The following is an 18,761-nucleotide window of genomic DNA, read 5'->3' on the forward strand; positions in this document are numbered from 1 at the left end:
AGACGCATTATTGGAATTAGTACGCTGTTGGATCAGCGACGTCGTCCGATACTTCTAATGTATTTAGTAGGTTGGTTAGCAGGCTAGACGCACCAAAACGGTAGTGACGAGCATCAACCCAGTTGTCACCTAGGATTTCGTCAGCCATTGCTAGGTATGCTGCTGCGTCTTCAGCAGTGCGCACACCACCTGCTGGTTTGAAACCAACAGTTTCTGCAACACCCATGTCGCGAATAACTTCAAGCATCATGCGAGCGTATTCTGGTGTTGCGTTTACTGGCACTTTACCAGTTGAAGTTTTAATGAAGTCAGCACCTGCTTCAATACAGATTTGAGATGCTTTCTTGATTAGTGCTTCTTCTTTTAGTTCACCTGTTTCGATGATCACTTTAAGAAGAATGTCACCACAAGCTTCTTTACATTGCTTAACTAGTTCGAAGCCTACTTTCTCATCACCCGCCATTAGCGCGCGGTAAGGAAAAACTACGTCAACTTCGTCTGCACCGTAAGCAACCGCCGCTTTTGTTTCAGCAACTGCGATTTCAATGTCGTCGTTACCATGTGGGAAGTTCGTTACTGTTGCAATACGAACCTCTGGCGTACCTTGCTCACGAAGTGTCTTCTTAGCAATAGGAATAAAGCGAGGGTAAATACAAATTGCAGCTGTGTTGCCTACTGCTGTTTTCGCGTCATGACATAGTGAGATCACTTTTGCATCAGTGTCATCATCATTCAACGTAGTTAGGTCCATAAGTTTAAGTGCACGTAGCGCTGCTGCTTTTAAATCGCTCATTTCTATCTCCGATCAATATTCAAAAAATTCACTACTCAGCCTTACATCACGTCTTTAACTATAATCAACAAGTCGAGACAATGTGAGTAAATGGCTAAACAGTCTATTAATGAACGGACTTGGTTCCCTAAAGACTCGGCATATACAGCGAAAATTTATCATATGCCAATTGCTATCCTTGTCACCGCACAGTACCAGTTTGGCCTATGGCACAACAATCTATGATTGCGGTGTCTTTAATATCACATCACAAAGCAAAACGCCTATTAGATCTGATATTGCAGGGCAATTCATTTGCCCATCGATTATGTAATATTCATTACGTGATTAAGAATCAAGCTTAACCACTATCCTGTGATTAATACATTATAGAGTTTCACCGCAAAACTGTAGCACCAAATGGAGCGCAAACGGTTTGTATCTCAAAATTTCCTAGCCCCTATTCCATTGACTGCGTAATACCTCGACTAAGGCAAACACCCGATGAAATTTTGGAGCCCGAAAAACGAAAAATGCCCCGCAGCAATCTCTTGCTACAGGGCATGATGTAAAACGGCGTCTATATATTAAGAACCGATTCTAATTATAGTGCTGCAAGGCTTAAGCAGAAGCCTGCAATTGTCGCTGCCATAAGGTTAGACAACGTACCTGCAAGAACTGCTTTAACACCCATGCGAGCGATGTCACTACGACGGTTTGGTGCAAGGCTACCTAGACCACCAAGTAGAATCGCAATAGAAGAAAGGTTCGCGAAACCACATAGTGCGAATGAGATGATAGCTGTTGTCTTCTCAGACATTACTTCACCAGTTGCCGCGATTACTTGAGCGTTTTCACCTAGGTATGGTGTGAAGTTCAAGTAAGCAACGAATTCGTTCACTACGATTTTCTGACCAATGAATGAACCAGCTGTTACAGCTTCTGCCCATGGAACACCGATTAGGAATGCTAGTGGAGAGAACGCGTAACCTAGAATTAGCTCTAGTGTTAGTTCTGGCATGCCGAACCAACCACCGATGCCACCTAGCATACCGTTGATTAGCGCGATTAGACCAACGAATGCGATTAGCATTGCACCTACGTTAAGCGCAAGTTGTAGACCAGAAGCCGCACCGCCCGCAGCTGCGTCGATTACGTTAACTGGTTTGTCGTCACCGCCGTCCATCGCTTCTTCGATACTTTCGTGAGGCTGGTCAGTCTCAGGGTGAAGGATTTTAGCGAACAGTAGACCACCTGGTGCTGCCATGAATGATGCCGCAACTAGGTACTCTAGTGGAACACCCATAGATGCGTAACCAGCTAGTACACCACCAGCAACAGAAGCTAGACCACCACACATTACCGCGAATAGCTCTGATTGAGTCATTTTTGGAACGAATGGACGAACAACTAGAGGTGCCTCAGTTTGACCTACGAAGATGTTAGCTGCAGCTGACATTGATTCCGCACGCGAAGTGCCTAGCGCTTTTTGTAGTGCGCCACCAAGAATCTTGATAACCCATTGCATAACGCCAATGTAGTAAAGAACTGAAATCAGTGCAGAGAAGAAGATCAGTGTAGGAAGAACACGGAATGCGAAGATGAAACCGCCGCCGCCGAATACTTCGAACATCTTGTCAGAAACAAGACCACCGAACAGGAATGATGAACCATCGTTACCGTAGTTGATAACGTTAGAAACACCTGAAGAGAAACCGTTTAGTAGATCACGGCCCCAAGGTACATACAGAACAAATGCACCTAATGCGAATTGGATAGCGAATGCGCCACCCACAGTTCTAAAGTTGATAGCTTTTCGGTTGTTAGAAAATGCCACTGCAATCGCAAGAAGCACTACCATACCGATTAGGCTCATAAACAGGCTCATAGTTTATGACTTCCTTATAAGTTATTTATTGGCGTGTTACAAAATGGAGCTATAAAGCGGGGGCAATTATACTCATGCAGAATCAATTAAAGTAATGCCAGCCTCACACTTTCCTATAAGATTCATGATTGATTCAACCAGCTTTGTGAGTTAATTCACAATAAGCAGGAAAACGTTTTCGATTTCAAACCACATCTTTAGATTTTATTCACATATCGAGAAAGCAAAATTGCTATTTTTCCACAGTTGAGAGGCAATCGATTGCTTTCGGCCGTTATGCAACTCTACGAGCTCATTAAAGACGTGAATGAGTTTGGCTGGGTGATTTGACTCCCCTTGATATCCAAGTATAGGCATATCTGGTGCGTCTGTTTCGATTACTAGGTTTTCGAGTGGTAATTTTTGAATTGCGTCGCGTGTTTTCTTGGCTCTTGGGTAGGTAATCGTTCCTCCTACACCGATAAAAAAACCTAATTTGACCCACTCCATGGCTTGCTGATAACTCCCAGAAAAAGCGTGTAGCACACCACCTCTAGGGAGATTCGCCGCTTTCACCATTTGAATGAGGCGATTGTGCGCTTTTCGGCTATGTAAAATAACTGGGAGTTCGAAGCGTCTAGCCAGCTCAAATTGAACTTCAAGTATCTTTTCTTGCAACTGTGGATCAACATCAATGGCAAAATCTAAACCACACTCTCCTATTGCCACGCACTGTAGCCCTTTTTGATTTAGATAGCCTTCTAGCTCTGTAAGGTGCTGCTCAATGTTATCTTCAAGAAAATACGGATGAAAGCCGAGCGCATAATACAAATTGGTATGTTGCTCTGCCAAAGTTTGAATACGAGCCCAGTTTTGCGGACCGACGGAAGGAATCAAAATTCTTGCGACACCTTGCGTTTGAGCAAGCTCAAGTTGATGCGCAAAGTCATCTTGAAACACATCAAAATCAAAGTGGCAGTGCGTATCAAAGAGCTTCATCTTGACGCTTTTTATCTGTATCTGCGGGCAGAAAATCAGAGGATGGTTGGGCTTCACTCTTCTCTTCAGTTTGATGGGCAGGGTCTTTTCGATATGGGACACAACTGCGTTTCTGATCGGGAGTTAGCCCCATCTCTTTACACCAGTTGTCGTAACGCTTTAGCCCACGTTTAAACCAATTCATATCTTATCCTTATATAAAAACGCCCTTGGCTAAGTTTATAGCCAAGGGCGTTTTAAAATCTAGTTTGCGTTACGGCTTACCCTAACCGCGCCAAATTAGTGCTCACGCGTCGCACGGAAATCAACGTCAGGGAAACGCTCTTTCGCTAAGTTTAAGTTAACCATTGTTGGAGCGATATACGTTAGGTTATCACCACCATCCAATGCTAAGTTCGCTTGATTCTTGCGTTGGAACTCATCCAGTTTCTTCGCATCACCACACTCAACCCAACGCGCAGTTGCAACGTTAATGCCTTCATAAATCGCTTCAACGTTATACTCAGACTTCAAACGAGCCACAACAACATCAAACTGAAGTACACCAACGGCACCAACGATCAGATCGTTGTTCTGTAGAGGACGGAATACCTGTACCGCACCTTCTTCTGATAGCTGAACCAAACCTTTGAGAAGCTGCTTCTGCTTTAGTGGATCTTTCAGGCGAATACGACGGAATAATTCCGGAGCGAAGTTCGGAATACCAGAGAACTTCAGTGATTCACCTTGCGTAAAGGTATCACCAATCTGAATAGTGCCGTGGTTGTGTAGACCAATGATGTCTCCGGCGTAAGCGTGTTCTGCACGTGCACGGTCACCAGCCATAAAGGTTACTGCATCAGAGATACTCACTTGCTTGCCAAGACGAACGTGGTTCATCTTCATACCTTGCGTGTAAGTACCCGATACAATACGCATGAATGCGATACGGTCGCGGTGTTTTGGGTCCATATTCGCTTGGATCTTAAATACGAAACCAGAGAACTTCTCTTCAGTCGCTTCAACTTCACGTTCAACCGCTTGACGAGTTTTCGGCGCTGGAGCCCATTCAGTTAGACCGTCTAGCATATGATCCACACCAAAGTTACCTAATGCAGTACCGAAGTAAACTGGCGTAAGATCACCTGTTAGGAACATTTCCAAATCAAACTCAGGGCAAGCACCCATAACAAGCTCAAGCTCTTCTCGAACACTTTCCGCAAGGCCTGCACCAACTTTTTCATCAAGCTCTGGGTTATCGAGACCTTTGATGATTCGAACTTCTTGAATCTCATGACCGTGACCTGATTCGTATAAAATCGTTTCATCACGGTGAATGTGGTACACACCTTTAAATTCTTTACCACAGCCGATTGGCCATGTAATTGGCGCACACATCATGCCCAACTCGTTTTCTACCTCGTCCAATACTTCCATTGGATCACGAACGTCACGGTCAAGTTTGTTCATGAAGGTTACGATTGGCGTGTCACGCAGACGCGTTACTTCCATCAGCTTACGTGTACGATCCTCGACACCTTTCGCCGCATCGATAACCATCAAACACGAGTCTACTGCCGTTAACGTACGGTATGTATCTTCCGAGAAGTCTTCGTGTCCAGGCGTATCAAGTAGGTTTACCAGACAGTCATTGTAAGGGAACTGCATTACAGAAGTGGTTACCGAGATACCACGTTCTTTTTCCATTTCCATCCAGTCTGATTTTGCGTGCTGTGCGTTACCACGACCTTTAACCGTACCTGCTTTTTGGATCGCGTTTCCGAATAAAAGGACTTTTTCAGTAATGGTGGTTTTACCCGCATCCGGGTGAGAAATAATAGCGAACGTTCTGCGCTTAGACACTTCGCCTAAAAAAAGGGGATTTGACATTAGTTAATCTTCTAAATTACTTTCATGCTCACAAAATAGGCAAGCATATCTACTATTCGATATTGTGCGGTATTCTCGCTTATTATCGCTGTGCTAGCAAACTGGAAAGACATGAACTGAATTTACTCGGCTCACCAGCCTTTACCTGCAACTAACAAGGGAAAGCCAGCGCCACACAAAGAGATGTAAAAATTCAAAAAATTGTTATTACATATTCAAAAGCCTCGAATCCGGATACGCATTTAAAGCATAAGTGTTGATGAGGTAATTAGTAACGGCCTAAAACTAACTCAAAAATAAGTAACTCATGATAATGGCGTCTTCCTTACCATTTCCCGATTTAGCTGGGTAATAGTTGTAACGATGGTCCACTTCATTAAAACCTGCTTGCTCATAAATATGGATAGCTGGGTGATTACTTTCACGCACTTCTAACCAAGCACTCTCTGCTTTGGCTTGTTCACAGTATTCAATAAACGCGTCCAGCAATTTTTGCCCTAGCCCTCTGCCCTGTTGAGAAGGCGCTACTGCAATATTTAATAGTGTCACTTCTCCAACAATATTCTGTCCATAGAAGTAACCAACCACTTGAGAGCCTTCCAGCATCACATGATGGCAAGCACCGCGACTGGATAAGTCACGAACCAAAGATTCGGCCCAAGGGTGAGAATGTGCTTGCTGCTCGATTTGCCAAACTTGGTCGAGGTGCTCTGCACGCATCGGCGTAATTTCAATTGTCACGCATTAGCTCCGTTAAGAGTACGAACAGATTTGTTGCCACAATGCGCGGCGCTGTTCGTTATTACCATCAATATCTTGTAATAGTGGCGAGACCAGGTGCTTTGCCTTGATGCTTTGATCAGCCTCACAGCCTGCAAACCACACCCACTCTAGCTGATGTTCACCCAGCATGGATAAGCGCTCAGGCTCTAGGTGTAGCGCATCATCAAGCGTGAGCTTAATGCTTTTTAATACGCGCTCAAACATCAATGCCGTCTCGTTTTCTGGACATATTGGCGATACCAATAGGAGTTTACATGAACTTTGCAAATCCAATAATGGCGATTGATAGCCTTCCAGTCTTTCAGGGTGTACCAGCTCCCATGTGCTGATCCCCATTTCACGTAAATACTGTTTCTCGTTAATTGACATTTTCCGTCACCTATTTGAACGAGGGCAATCCTATCAAATTATCGCGATTATACCTAAAGGACTTCAAGGAACACCTGAACACAATGAGATGGTTTGGATATTCCTGAACATAGCGTTTTGCCAACGGCCACACATTGGGTATGACATATGAGGTACATTATGAAATTCTTAAATACGCTACTACTTTGCACACTGGTAGCCGCCACCAGCGTGAGTGTTTTTGCTAATAACAGCGATGAGTGGGAGCTGATTGCAACGAAAACCGTTAACTTTCATACAGAAACAGATACCGTGACACCAAATAGCCTATTCCGAAACCGAAGCTTCAGTAAAATAAAACTAAAATGTGTGCAAGGAACGGTAGACATTAATGGTTTAAAAGTCGTCATGACAGATGGTAGTGAGAAAAAGCTTTCCTCTATGGGCGTACTAACAAGCGGATTGTCGACTCGTGCCTGGAGCCTTCCAGGTACAAAAGAAGCCAAGCTAAAACGGATTGAAATGACTTACAGTAGCTGGGGAAGCACAAAACTTAGCCTGCTAGGGGTAAGTAAAAAAGCGAAAATAGAGGTCTGGGGCAAAAAGAAAAGTAACCAGTCATCCTAACCTCCCTATCTCAGTTTTCAGTGAATAAGAAAGAAGCCCACTTAGTCGTGGGCTTCTTTCATTTACAGTTCAGAGAACTCTGGCGCATAGTCTATGCGTCCGGAGCGTCCAGCACATTGACCTTCGACCAACTCTGCGACTCGAAATGCACCTTTAGGGACATCCCAAGCACATTCAAAGCCCATCTCGTCGCATGATTGAAAACCCTGGCGCGCGTAATAATCAGGATCGCCCAACACCACACACACTGGGTAGCCAAAATCACGCAGTGAATCAAAACCTTCTTTGATCAACTCTGCAGCGATGCCTTGGCGACGGTAATCTTCATGAACAGCTAATGGCGCTAGCCCTTGCCATGACAAATCTTCACCATTTAAGGTCACAGGGCTAAATAAAGCATGGCCTATCACCTCTCCCTCATCTGTACACGCGACTAAGGAAAGCGTGAATTTGCTGTTTTCGCGCAAACGCATCACAAGCTCAGCTTCAGCTTCCGTCGGGAAGGCGTGTTTCAATAAGCGGTCAATGGTAAGAATGTCCGCTGGGGCTTCAGTTCGAATAAGCATTCGCTACTCCGGTTGGTTGTGCAGGCGCTTGAACTCCTTTCTGAACAAAATCAGCCAATTGATTCAAAGCGACTTGCATTGCTTTCGGTAACTGCTCTAAGTCGACACTGTCCATTAAGTTTTTCACTTCTAAGCCAAGCTCAGTATCACCTTCAATTGAAAGGCGACGTTGGAAGAACAGTGTGTCAGGGTCTTCTTTACGACCAGCAATCAGTACTAGGTCGTTTAGATTACCACTAAAACTCACATCTTCCTGAACTGGTTTTTCAGCTACCACCAATTTTTCGTCTTGATAGCTGATGTACCATGCTAAGTTCAAGTCTTTAATCGCAACTTTTAACCACTTGTCTTCAAGGAACTCAAAGTCACCATCTTCCAAGGCTTCTTTAAACACCATTTTTAGCCCTTCCAGCAACGCTTTTTGCTGAATTGGCTGTGGTAATAACTGGACTGGAGAACGCAAAATATTAGCTGCGTTCTTTACTAGTTGACTGCGAATCTTGTTTAACACGTTCATTATCCGTTACTTTGTCATTAGGTTGCTTATATTAAGCAATCGTGGCGATGAGATTACTGTTATGTATCAATAAAGTGCTTATTTTAGATTGGTGGCTTATTGCTCACTAACGCTTCTTTTTTTGAACTTACGTGTATTATTGATGCGAACAGGTGGATAAACACTTTTACAACCGTATTTTCAAAGTTATAGTTATCTGAGCGTATCCATGTGATTGTCGACTGCACAGCTAAAACCGCGAGCCCTTTAATGGCAGGTAACACTTTAGCTTGGTGGTAGACCGCCGCAGGCTTATCAGGGTGTCGCTTTTTATACACGGACGAATAATCTGGCTCATTGGAGATCGGTAATACCCTAATGCCTTCCCAGCAATTAAAACATTGGTTTGCCACGCTAACCTCAAATAGCCCTTTCTTCTTTGCCATTCTTGATAAAAAACACAATTATCGAATGGTAAGTGACCGTTACTGCGATATCGCAGGTTTAAGTCATGAGGAAATCGTCGGCTTAAACGATTGCCAAGTGCTGGGTGAACAGTTTTATAAGAAGCTTGCACCATACTATCAGCGCGCGTTCAAAGGGGCACATGTCGAAGCCGAAATCACGCTCGATGAAACCGACCTTGAAACCAGTCTTCACTTTAGTCTTTCGCCAGTTTTTGAAGGTAACGACATTCGCTTTGTTGTTTTTCACGCTGTCGATACTTCAGAAAAGCAGATACTCGTTCGCTCCTTAGAAGAGTCCGAAAGTAAGTTTGCGAAGTTAACACAACTGCTACCAGACGGCTTACTGCTTATCGAAGATGATATTGTCATCTCTGCGAACCCCGCATCAGCGCGCCTTCTCGGACTTAACTCTCCTCATGAATTGTTGGGCGAAGAGCTAAGTCGTTTATTCATCGATGAAAACAGTAAAAAGGTATTTAGTCATCGATTGAGTACATTAATTTCTGACAAACCTTTTGTCTGCTTAACCAGTGCAAGATGCGGCTTTGAACGGAAAGTTCAGCTACACGCGGATTCCACGGCGATATTAGGTAGCGAATCTCAAATTATCCTAATCCAAGATGCTGATGATGCGCCCAAAAACCTGTCTTCTGCATCGAATGAAGACATACACATTGACTCGCTCACCAAACTCTACAACCGCTTTGGCTTCACCAAACGTTTGGAACAGCTGATCAAAAAGCAAACACCGCTTCTGGTGTTCTATTTGGATATCGATAACTTCAAAAACATTAATGACTCACTTGGTCACCATATTGGCGATAAAGTGATTCAAGAGGTATCGGCCCGTCTTAAACGGTTACTACCAAACCAAGCGATTATTGGTCATTTGGGTGGCGATGAGTTTGGCGTCATTCTGCCGGAGCCAGAAAACACCCGCATGGCTGAAATTTTGTCCGATCGCATTATCTCGTTGATCAACCAACCTTTCGACTTGCACCACTTCAGTAAACGCCTTGCCTGTTCAATTGGTAGCGTTCGATACCCTGAAGACGGACAAGATGCGCGAATCCTACTACAAAATGCCGATACTGCGATGTATGAAGCCAAAGATCGTGGTAGAAATCGTCTGATCAAATTTAACGATCAAATGAACAAAGAAGCGCGTATGCGTTTGTGGCTTGAAATCGAACTGCAAAAAGCATTGCAGCAGAACGGTTTGGAAGTGTGGTATCAACCTAAGGTTAACGCGCGAGACTTCAGTATCAACGGCGCAGAAGCGCTCGTTCGTTGGAAGCATCCAGTCGAAGGGTACATTAGTCCTGGCTCATTCATTCCTGTCGCCGAGCGCGCTGGGTTAATAGAACACCTTGGACGTGTCGTGATGCGTGATGTTTTCAATACGGTAAAACGTTGGAAGCAACAAGGCATACTGCCAGGCCGTGTCGCCATCAACCTCTCTCCCGAGCAATTTGGCAACCCACAGCTGATCGACTTTATGGAAAAGCTGCTTCGCACTACCGAGCTTGATCCAAGCTGCATTACCTTCGAGCTAACCGAAAGTGCCGTGATGAGTGATAGCGAACATACACTGCAAATGTTGAATGCGATTAAAAAGCTTGGCTTCGCTCTCTCTATCGATGACTTTGGTACCGGCTACTCTTCTCTTTCTTACTTAGCGCGTTTCCCTATTGACGAGCTAAAAATCGACCGCGCTTTTATTAATGATATCGACACACTACCGAAACAAGTCACTGTGATTGAAAACATCATTAACCTAGGTAAGTCGCTCGACTTAACTGTCGTTGCCGAGGGGGTGGAAACCCACCAGCAAGCGACCCTGCTCTCTAACCTTCAATGTAATGCGATTCAAGGATTCCATTTTTATCGCCCGCAGCCAAAACATGAAATTGAAGAGCTGTTTGTACAGAATCGTCGTCACAAGAACTAACCTCGACCCGATACCCTTACTCGCAAGGGGTAAATATCGACTTTATTGAGCTAAACCTAACTTAGGTCAATTTCGCTATTCATAATTCTTCATAAAATGCGGACACCTTTTTATTTTCAATGATTGTGAGCATATGGAACTCTTGTGTCCCGCGGGTAACCTGCCTGCGTTAAAAACTGCGATTGATTGCGGTGCCGATGCCGTCTACATTGGTTTCAAAGATGATACCAACGCCCGTCACTTTGCTGGCCTCAACTTTAACGGCAAGAAATTAGAAAAAGCGGTGCAATACGTTCATGACCGCAATAAAAAAATTCATGTCGCGTTGAATACCTTCGCTCATCCCAATGGCTTCGAGCGCTGGACGAACGCAGTAGACAATGCAGCGGCACTGGGTGTAGACGCGCTGATTGTTGCAGACATTGCAGTGCTGGAGTACGCGGCTCGCAAATATCCCCATCTGGAACTACACCTTTCAGTGCAAGCATCAGCGACCAACGTCGCAGCCATTGATTTTTACAAACAAAACTTCAACGTAAAACGGGTAGTGCTACCCCGCGTTTTATCGATTCATCAGGTCAAACAGCTCTCACGCAACATCACTAGCGATGTCGAGTTAGAAGTCTTTGCTTTTGGTAGCCTTTGCATCATGTCTGAAGGTCGCTGCTACCTATCGTCATACATGACAGGCGAGTCTCCAAACACTGTGGGAGCATGCTCTCCAGCTAAGTACGTTCGCTGGCAAGAAACAGAAAATGGTCTGGAATCCCGCCTTAACGACATTTTGATCGATCGCTACAGCGCCGGTGAAAATGCGGGCTACCCTACCTTGTGTAAAGGTCGTTTCGAAGCAGAAATCGAAGGCGAGAAAAAACGCTACCACGCACTGGAAGAACCAACCAGTTTGAACACCCTCTCTATGCTGCCAGAACTATTTGCTGCAAATGTGGCGTCTGTAAAAATTGAAGGTCGCCAACGTAGCCCTGCTTACGTAGAACAAGTCACTCGAACATGGCGAGCCGCGATTGACCGTTACCAAGCAAACCCAGAAGCTTACCAAGTCGAAGCGGCTTGGGATGCCGCATTGGCAAACGTGTCTGAAGGTACGCAGACCACACTTGGTGCTTATCACCGCAAATGGCAGTAGAGGTTAAGATGGATAATTCAATGAAATACGCGCTTGGCCCGCTGTTGTACTTCTGGCCAAAACAAGACATCGAAGCGTTTTATGAACAAGCGAAATCAAGCTCCGCGGACATCATCTATCTTGGGGAAACCGTATGTTCAAAACGTCGAGAAATGAAGCCTTCGCATTGGCTTGAAATCGCAAAAGAGCTGTCTGCATCTGGCAAGCAAGTGGTGCTATCAACAATGGCACTACTAGAAGCTCCGAGTGAAGTAAACATAATGAGGAAGTACATCGACAACGGTGACTTCGCGATTGAAGCAAATGACGTATCTGCTGTTCAATTGGCATCAGAGCATAAAGTGCCTTTCGTCGTTGGCCCTGCAATCAATACTTATAACGCACACACGCTCAACTTATTTTTGAAGCAAGGTATGATGCGTTGGTGCATGCCTGTCGAGCTCTCTCGCGAATGGTTAAACGATACTTTGGTTCAGTGTGACGAGCTTGGTATTCGTAACAAGTTTGAAGTTGAGGTATTTAGCCACGGTTATTTGCCTTTAGCATATTCCGCTCGCTGTTTCACAGCCCGAGCTGAAAACCTAGCGAAAGACGATTGCGAAACCTGCTGTATCAAATACCCTACGGGTATCCAGGTCAGCAGCCAAGAAGGACAAGAAGTCTTTAACCTTAACGGCATTCAAACGCAATCAGGGTATTGTTATAACCTGATCAATGACTTACCAAGTATGCAAGGCCTAGTTGATGTGGTCCGATTAAGCCCTCTCGGTGTGAGTACACTTTCTGAGTTAGAGCATTTTCGCTCAAACGAGCACGGCGACAACCCTGAAAAACTTGAAAGCCGCCAATGCAATGGCTATTGGCATCAGCTAGCTGGCTTAGAAGTAAAAAACATTTAGCTCCCCAAAAAAGAAAAGCGAGGCCCAACCTCGCTTTTCTCTATCAGCCATTGTTAACAGGCTTGCACTGTTGGCTCAGCCGAAGTTTCATTAAGCAGCTTTTTCACATCTCGCCACAACATACTGATCACGACCAAACTCAATGCAATGTTAGACAATGGGAAAGCTAACCAAATGCCTGTCACGCCGAAAAGTTTCGGCATAATGAATAAGAATGGCAACTGGACCAGCATGTTGCCTAGTGTTACAAACATAGCTTTGCTGCCTTTGTTTACTGATTGATAGTACGCGGCCGCCACAACTAAAAAACCATCTAAGAACAACGCAAACATGTGTAAACGAATCCCGATCACAGTGCTATCAATCAACTGTTGGTCAGCATTATTAAACACCGCAACCAGTTCGTACGGGAAAAGGTTCATCAAAACAACGAACGCCACCCCACCAAGCACAGATGTCCCCATCGCGACCTTTAATAACTTTCTGATGTTCTCCTGATTACGTGCACCGTGGTTGAAGCTCACTAAAGGCTGCATACCATTCGCAATTCCTTCGGCTATCAGATAGTAAACCGTCACGATGTACCCCAAAATGGCGTACGCTCCGATCAACATTGCACTTCCGTATTGAGCAAATAACGCGTTGTGCAGTGCCACCATCACAGAGCCGTAGGCGTACATAAAGAAACTTGATGTACCTATCATGATAATCTTTGGTGCAGCATCAACCTGAACTTTGAAGTCGCGGATACGAAGGCGTAATGTTGCTTTTGAAGTAAAGAAGTAACCAATACCGAGCACAGTGACCACTAATTGTGCAAGTGCAGTGGCAATAGCGGCTCCGGTTAACTCCCACTCCAACCAAGCAATAAATACGTAGTCTAATACGATGTTAATAACGGCACCGATGACCATCAAAATCGTTGCTAAGTTCGGGCTGTCGTCATTGCGTAACAGAAACGGAACTGCGATAGAACCCAACGTGAATACGCACGCGACAATCAGAATATGCAAATATTGCAGCGCAAGTTCAAACACTCGCCCTTCCGCACCTTGCCAGCGAATAAATTCATCCGAAAACAAGAACAATATTGTAGCAACGACCGGCATCAATGCCGCTAACAACGTCAATCCGGTCGTTAGGATTCGCTTAGCGCCTTCATGATCGTTCTCTCCTTGCTTGATCGAAGTCAGCGCGCCAGTCCCCACCCCAATCATTATTCCTATACCGAGGATCGAACCGATAATAGGCCACGCAACATTGATCCCAGCTAATCCGTCAGCGCCAACATAACGGCCAATAAAAATGCCATCAACTATTTGATACAAACCGTTTACGAGCATTGCTGCGACGGTTGGAATCGTATATTTCCAAAACTGTCTATAAATTGAGTTTTGCATGACTGTCACCAGTAGTTAGCAAAGCTAACCATTTAATTAGCAAGACTAACTAAATGGTTAAATTAAATAAAAGAAAGATGAAACAACAAAAACTAAACCATACAGCTGAGGCCTTTGCTTTAGTTTAAAATGACTTATTACTCAATGCTTTATTCAATAAAGCTTGTAACTGTTCAGCTTCTTGCTGATTTAATTGTTGCATCATTTGGTCAGAGATATCTTTGTACACTACCTGCTCCAAAGACATTTTTTCTGCGACTTCTTCCGTAAGCAACACACGCTTAGCACGAGCATCCTCATTACATGCGATGCGTTTCACCAAACCCTTTTTTTCCAAACGCACAACCATTGTCGATGCGGAAGGCTTAGTCACTTGCAGCTCTTCTGCAAGATCGGTTATTCGCACACCCTCAGGGTAAACCTGAATCACACGTAAATAATCGAACTCATTAAAGCTTAGATGTGATAATGGATCTTCTTTGGCATAGACACGCCAAGCTTTGGCGCAAAAACGCTCTAAATCAATCAAGCTTTCTTCTAATGCCATAAAAGCCACCACCACTTAGTTAGCAAGACTAACTATTTTAAATGAGTCACTCATCAAGTTCAATCATAAAAAAAGCCGCTCTCATCGAGCGGCTCTAAATCATTCAATTTCCAGCTTCTTGGCAGCCTTTAACTTGGCCAATCTATCTTGCTGTAATTGATCGTAAATTTGCGCCAACTCCAAGAAAGAATAGCGATGCTCAACATAATCGTAAACGTTGAACGAAATCGCGAGCTTATAAAGTGAGATGGCACTTGCGATATCACCTTCAAGCTGATTACGCTTTCCAAGGTAGAAATACGTTTCCGTCAATCGTTCAGCTAGGCGATAGTTCTCTCTCGTTCCATCCATAATTGCTTTAAGCGCGTCTTCGTCCGAGACGTCTCGTAGCATGATGGCAACAAGAACCCATCCCCACTCTTCACTACGATCTCGTAAATAACGCTGTTGAAGATTGGCTTTTGCTTGCTCTGGATTTTGCTCAGCTTCGATGATGTACAGCCATAATGAACGAAAAGGATCCGTTGGCATTTCTTGATAATGCTTGGTCATATCTTCTAAAGCGAGATCGATTCTGCCACCATAATACAGTGCAATCGCACGGTTGCGCTCAGCATAGGTATTATCAGGAGCCAACTCTATGGTCGAGTCAAACGCTTCATATGCCGCATCAAACTCTCCTACTTGGGTAAAGTATACTCCCAAAAGATTGAAGATGTCCGGCTGAGCAGGATTCAACTGCAAAGACTGGTTAAAGTCCAAACGGGCAAGATCACGTAAACCAACGCTGTCGTAGTAGCTACCGCGCTCATAATGCATTTTAGCGCGCACTTCATCACTAAGGTCGGGACGTTGTAGCAACTGCGAGAGACGCGCGATTTGTACTTCTTGTTGAACACTAGGCTGAAGTGGCACCGCCATCGGTGGATATAACCACTTTTGTGCTGATTGTTGAGAAGTATTTGCACAACCGGTCAGCGCGATAGCAACACATAAAATTGCGGTTTGAAACCATTTCACTAATTGATACTCCTGTTTGGACCGCTCAAGATTTATTTCTCTTAATGCAATATAGGCGATAACCTCGTTTGAGGTTAATACATCGAAACAAACCAAAAAAGGGGAGCGAAAATGCTCCCCTTTTATAACATGCTTTCAGGCCCTTAATCTAATAAAAGGCTGAAAGTCTCATTTTGTCTTACTCGTCTTTAGCAGCTGGTGCTTCAGCAGCAGCTTCTTCAGCTGGCTTTTCTACCGCTTCTTTCATGCTTAGACGTACACGGCCTTGGCGGTCGATTTCAAGAACTTTAACTTGAACTTCTTGACCTTCAGCTAGGTAGTCAGACACTTTCTCTACGCGTTTTTCTGCGATTTGAGAAATGTGTACAAGACCATCTTTGCCTGGAAGAACCGTTACGAATGCACCGAAGTCTGCTAGACGTGCAACTTTACCTGTGTAGATACGGCCCACTTCAACTTCAGCAGTGATCTCTTCGATACGGCGGATAGCTTCTTTCGCAGCAGTGCCTTCAGTTGCCGCAATCTTGATAGTACCGTCGTCTTCGATTTCGATAGTTGTACCAGTCTCTTCAGTTAGAGCACGGATAACTGCACCACCTTTACCGATAACGTCTTTGATCTTCTCAGCGCTGATCTTCATCGTGTGAATACGCGGAGCAAATTCAGAGATGTCTTCACGAGCACCAGAGATTGCTTCATCCATTACAGATAGGATGTGCTTACGTGCGCCTTGAGCTTGGTTAAGCGCAATTTGCATGATTTCTTTAGTGATGCCTTCGATCTTGATGTCCATTTGAAGTGCAGTGATACCAGTGTTAGTACCTGCTACTTTAAAGTCCATGTCACCTAGGTGGTCTTCATCGCCAAGGATGTCAGAAAGTACAACGAAATCGTCACCTTCTTTAACAAGACCCATTGCGATACCAGCAACAGATGCTTTGATTGGCACACCTGCGTCCATAAGTGCAAGAGAAGTACCACATACTGAAGCCATTGAAGATGAACCGTTAGATTCAGTGATTTCCGATACAACACGTACTGTGTATGGGAACTCATCAACAGAAGGCATTACTGCAGCAATACCACGCTTCGCCAGTTTACCGTGGCCGATTTCACGACGCTTAGGAGAACCTACAAAACCAGTTTCACCTACACAGTATGGAGGGAAGTTGTAGTGCAGTAGGAAGTGATCTTTACGCTCACCAGTTAGCTCATCGATGATTTGAGCATCACGCTGAGTACCTAGCGTTGCAGTAACGATCGCCTGAGTTTCACCACGAGTGAATAGCGCGCTACCGTGAGTACGAGGAAGAACACCAGTACGTACATCTAGTGCACGAACCATGTCTTTTTCACGGCCATCGATACGAGGGTTACCTGCAATAATACGGCTACGTACTACTGTCTTCTCTAGATCATGGAAGATAGTGTGGATTTCTTTTGTGTCTGCTTCAGGATCTTCAGCAAGAAGAACTTCATTTACTTCCGCAGCGATCTCATGGATGCGGTCGTAACGAGCCATTTTCTCAGTAATTTGGTAAGCTTCAACAAGTTTAGCTTCTGCTAGATCAGCAATCTTATTTTTAAGCGCTGTGTTCTCTTCAGGAGCAACCCAATCCCAAGCAGGAGTTGCAACTTCTGCTTTGAATTCGTTGATAGCTTGAATAGCAACTTGTTGTTGGTCATGACCATAAACAACCGCCGCTAGCATTTCTTCTTCAGTTAGGTTGTCCGCTTCTGACTCAACCATCAGTACTGCTGACTCTGTACCTGCAACAACAAGGTCAAGCTTAGAAGTTTCTAGTTCAGTTTGGCTAGGGTTAAGTACAAGCTGACCATCGATATGACCAACACGCGCCGCACCGATAGGGCCGTTGAATGGAATGCCAGAGATAGCAAGAGCAGCAGAAGTACCGATCATTGTAACGATATCTGGCTGAACATCTGGGTTTACAGACATTACTGTCGCGATAACCTGAACTTCGTTTTTAAACGCGTCTGGGAATAGCGGACGGATTGGACGGTCGATTAGACGAGCTGTTAGCGTTTCGCCTTCAGAAGGACGACCTTCACGTTTGAAGAAGCCGCCTGGGATTTTACCCGCAGCGTAAGTACGCTCTTGGTAGTTAACCGTTAGTGGGAAGAAGTCTTGACCTGCAACGGCTTCTTTTTTACCTACAACAGATACGAATACAGACGTATCATCCATTGTGACCATAACTGCTGCTGTAGCTTGACGTGCAATAACGCCAGTTTCTAAAGTAACTGTGTGGTTACCGTACTGGAACGTTTTAACAACTGGTTTTTCGAACATTGTTATTCCTTGTTTCTAATCTTCCTTTAGTGCTTAAAGAAATCTTAGATGTGTTAATTGACACTCAAGGCATTACGAATCGCGACTAGTAAAAAGAAACTCGGAAGTTCCTTTTGAATAGTCGCGACCTTTTGGTCGACGTGGTTGACTGTAATGCTATGAGCTTTTGAGAAAACCTCTTACAAGGTTTAGCCGCCAGTATTATAACGGCATAAGTCTAATTTGGCTAAATTTAGGCAACAAAAAAGGGGCATAAAGCCCCTTTTTAGACAAACTGCTATGCAGTCGCTGATTAGCGACGTAGGCCTAGACGTTTGATTAGGTCTTGGTAGCGAGCTAGGTTTTTACCTTTTAGGTAATCTAGAAGCTTACGACGACGAGAAACCATGCGTAGAAGACCACGACGGCTGTGGTGATCGCCTTTGTGCGCTTTGAAGTGACCTTGTAGGTGGTTGATAGAAGCTGTAAGTAGAGCTACTTGAACTTCTGGTGAACCAGTGTCGCCTTCGCCTTGTGCGTATTCTGCAACGATTGCTGCTTTAGTTTCTGCATTCAGAGACATAATTCTCTCCTAATAAGAGTAGGTTTAAAGTTGTAGCAGCCAATCTCTGATTCAGCCGCTACGCGAAGCGCGGATTATAGGGAAATTTCCTATCTCGTGCAATATAAAAATACCGACACTCAGGTCG

19 protein-coding genes are annotated in these 18,761 nt (G+C 44.5%); 5 read left to right on the plus strand and 14 right to left on the minus strand.

Annotated elements, in window-relative coordinates; genetic code table 11:
* Positions 1-16: 16 nt before the first annotated feature.
* Positions 17-793 (minus strand): deoxyribose-phosphate aldolase, encoded by a 777-nt coding sequence (gene deoC, locus R7035_RS10005; protein ID WP_005380133.1) that lies wholly within the window; start codon positions 791-793, stop codon positions 17-19.
* 90 nt (positions 794-883) lie between these two features.
* Between deoC and R7035_RS10010 the strand changes: the two genes are divergently transcribed.
* On the plus strand, positions 884-1,018 hold the full coding sequence (locus tag R7035_RS10010) for a hypothetical protein (RefSeq protein ID WP_318146116.1): 135 nt from the start codon (positions 884-886) through the stop codon (positions 1,016-1,018).
* A 358-nt stretch (positions 1,019-1,376) separates the two neighbouring features.
* On the opposite strand, the gene R7035_RS10015 is transcribed toward R7035_RS10010, so the two are convergent.
* The 6 genes from R7035_RS10015 to R7035_RS10040 all read right to left on the minus strand — a co-directional run bounded on the left by R7035_RS10015 (position 1,377) and on the right by R7035_RS10040 (position 6,659).
* Entirely contained in the window at positions 1,377-2,660 is a 1,284-nt protein-coding gene (locus R7035_RS10015) for a NupC/NupG family nucleoside CNT transporter (protein WP_005380131.1), read from the minus strand.
* Positions 2,661-2,864: 204 nt separating this feature from the next.
* On the minus strand, positions 2,865-3,638 hold the full coding sequence (locus tag R7035_RS10020) for a TatD family hydrolase (protein WP_262651750.1): 774 nt from the start codon (positions 3,636-3,638) through the stop codon (positions 2,865-2,867).
* Complete coding sequence (locus tag R7035_RS10025; protein ID WP_005380125.1) at positions 3,625-3,822, minus strand: DUF5363 family protein; 198 nt, start codon at positions 3,820-3,822, stop codon at positions 3,625-3,627. Before R7035_RS10025 ends, R7035_RS10020 begins: the two co-directional genes overlap by 14 nt.
* Positions 3,823-3,917: 95 nt before the next feature.
* Positions 3,918-5,507 (minus strand): peptide chain release factor 3, encoded by a 1,590-nt coding sequence (gene prfC / locus R7035_RS10030; protein ID WP_005380123.1) that lies wholly within the window; start codon positions 5,505-5,507, stop codon positions 3,918-3,920.
* Positions 5,508-5,792: 285 nt separating this feature from the next.
* Positions 5,793-6,248 carry a ribosomal protein S18-alanine N-acetyltransferase gene (rimI, locus tag R7035_RS10035; protein ID WP_276463672.1) on the minus strand — a complete coding sequence of 152 codons (456 nt, stop codon included), beginning with the start codon at positions 6,246-6,248 and terminating at the stop codon, positions 5,793-5,795.
* 12 nt (positions 6,249-6,260) lie between these two features.
* Positions 6,261-6,659 (minus strand): DNA polymerase III subunit psi, encoded by a 399-nt coding sequence (locus tag R7035_RS10040; RefSeq protein WP_064376540.1) that lies wholly within the window; start codon positions 6,657-6,659, stop codon positions 6,261-6,263.
* 159 nt (positions 6,660-6,818) lie between these two features.
* On the opposite strand from R7035_RS10040, the gene R7035_RS10045 reads away from it, so the two are divergent.
* Complete coding sequence (locus tag R7035_RS10045) at positions 6,819-7,265, plus strand: hypothetical protein (protein ID WP_064376539.1); 447 nt, start codon at positions 6,819-6,821, stop codon at positions 7,263-7,265.
* 62 nt (positions 7,266-7,327) lie between these two features.
* Here the strand turns inward: R7035_RS10045 and R7035_RS10050 are convergent, their stop codons facing one another.
* Positions 7,328-7,831, minus strand: coding sequence for a GNAT family N-acetyltransferase (locus tag R7035_RS10050; RefSeq protein WP_005380119.1), 504 nt, complete (start codon positions 7,829-7,831; stop codon positions 7,328-7,330).
* Positions 7,815-8,342: an SCP2 domain-containing protein gene (locus R7035_RS10055; protein ID WP_005394645.1), complete on the minus strand. Its 528-nt coding sequence runs from the start codon at positions 8,340-8,342 to the stop codon at positions 7,815-7,817. Before R7035_RS10055 ends, R7035_RS10050 begins: the two co-directional genes overlap by 17 nt.
* A 363-nt stretch (positions 8,343-8,705) precedes the next feature.
* On the opposite strand from R7035_RS10055, the gene R7035_RS10060 reads away from it, so the two are divergent.
* From R7035_RS10060 to R7035_RS10070, 3 genes are all read left to right on the plus strand, one after another.
* Positions 8,706-10,745 carry a bifunctional diguanylate cyclase/phosphodiesterase gene (locus R7035_RS10060; RefSeq protein ID WP_005380112.1) on the plus strand — a complete coding sequence of 680 codons (2,040 nt, stop codon included), beginning with the start codon at positions 8,706-8,708 and terminating at the stop codon, positions 10,743-10,745.
* 133 nt (positions 10,746-10,878) lie between these two features.
* Positions 10,879-11,892, plus strand: coding sequence for a peptidase U32 family protein (locus R7035_RS10065; RefSeq protein WP_064376538.1), 1,014 nt, complete (start codon positions 10,879-10,881; stop codon positions 11,890-11,892).
* 20 nt (positions 11,893-11,912) lie between these two features.
* Positions 11,913-12,791, plus strand: coding sequence for a U32 family peptidase (locus R7035_RS10070; protein ID WP_064376546.1), 879 nt, complete (start codon positions 11,913-11,915; stop codon positions 12,789-12,791).
* A 53-nt stretch (positions 12,792-12,844) separates the two neighbouring features.
* Here the strand turns inward: R7035_RS10070 and R7035_RS10075 are convergent, their stop codons facing one another.
* The 5 genes from R7035_RS10075 to rpsO form a co-directional block, all read right to left on the minus strand.
* Positions 12,845-14,191 carry an MATE family efflux transporter gene (locus R7035_RS10075; protein ID WP_064376537.1) on the minus strand — a complete coding sequence of 449 codons (1,347 nt, stop codon included), beginning with the start codon at positions 14,189-14,191 and terminating at the stop codon, positions 12,845-12,847.
* Between the two features lie 124 nt (positions 14,192-14,315).
* Positions 14,316-14,738, minus strand: a complete 423-nt coding sequence (locus R7035_RS10080; protein WP_005380103.1) for a MarR family winged helix-turn-helix transcriptional regulator — start codon at positions 14,736-14,738, stop codon at positions 14,316-14,318.
* Positions 14,739-14,837: 99 nt separating this feature from the next.
* Complete coding sequence (gene nlpI, locus R7035_RS10085) at positions 14,838-15,758, minus strand: lipoprotein NlpI (RefSeq protein ID WP_005380101.1); 921 nt, start codon at positions 15,756-15,758, stop codon at positions 14,838-14,840.
* 178 nt (positions 15,759-15,936) lie between these two features.
* Entirely contained in the window at positions 15,937-18,072 is a 2,136-nt protein-coding gene (gene pnp / locus R7035_RS10090) for a polyribonucleotide nucleotidyltransferase (protein ID WP_005380098.1), read from the minus strand.
* A gap of 292 nt (positions 18,073-18,364) precedes the next feature.
* The gene (gene rpsO / locus R7035_RS10095) at positions 18,365-18,634 is read right to left on the minus strand and encodes a 30S ribosomal protein S15 (RefSeq protein WP_005380094.1); all 270 of its coding nucleotides are present in this window, start codon (positions 18,632-18,634) and stop codon (positions 18,365-18,367) included.
* Positions 18,635-18,761 lie beyond the last annotated feature (127 nt).

It is taken from the genome of Vibrio sp. 1731 (assembly GCF_033339955.1).
Lineage (GTDB): Bacteria > Pseudomonadota > Gammaproteobacteria > Enterobacterales > Vibrionaceae > Vibrio > Vibrio alginolyticus.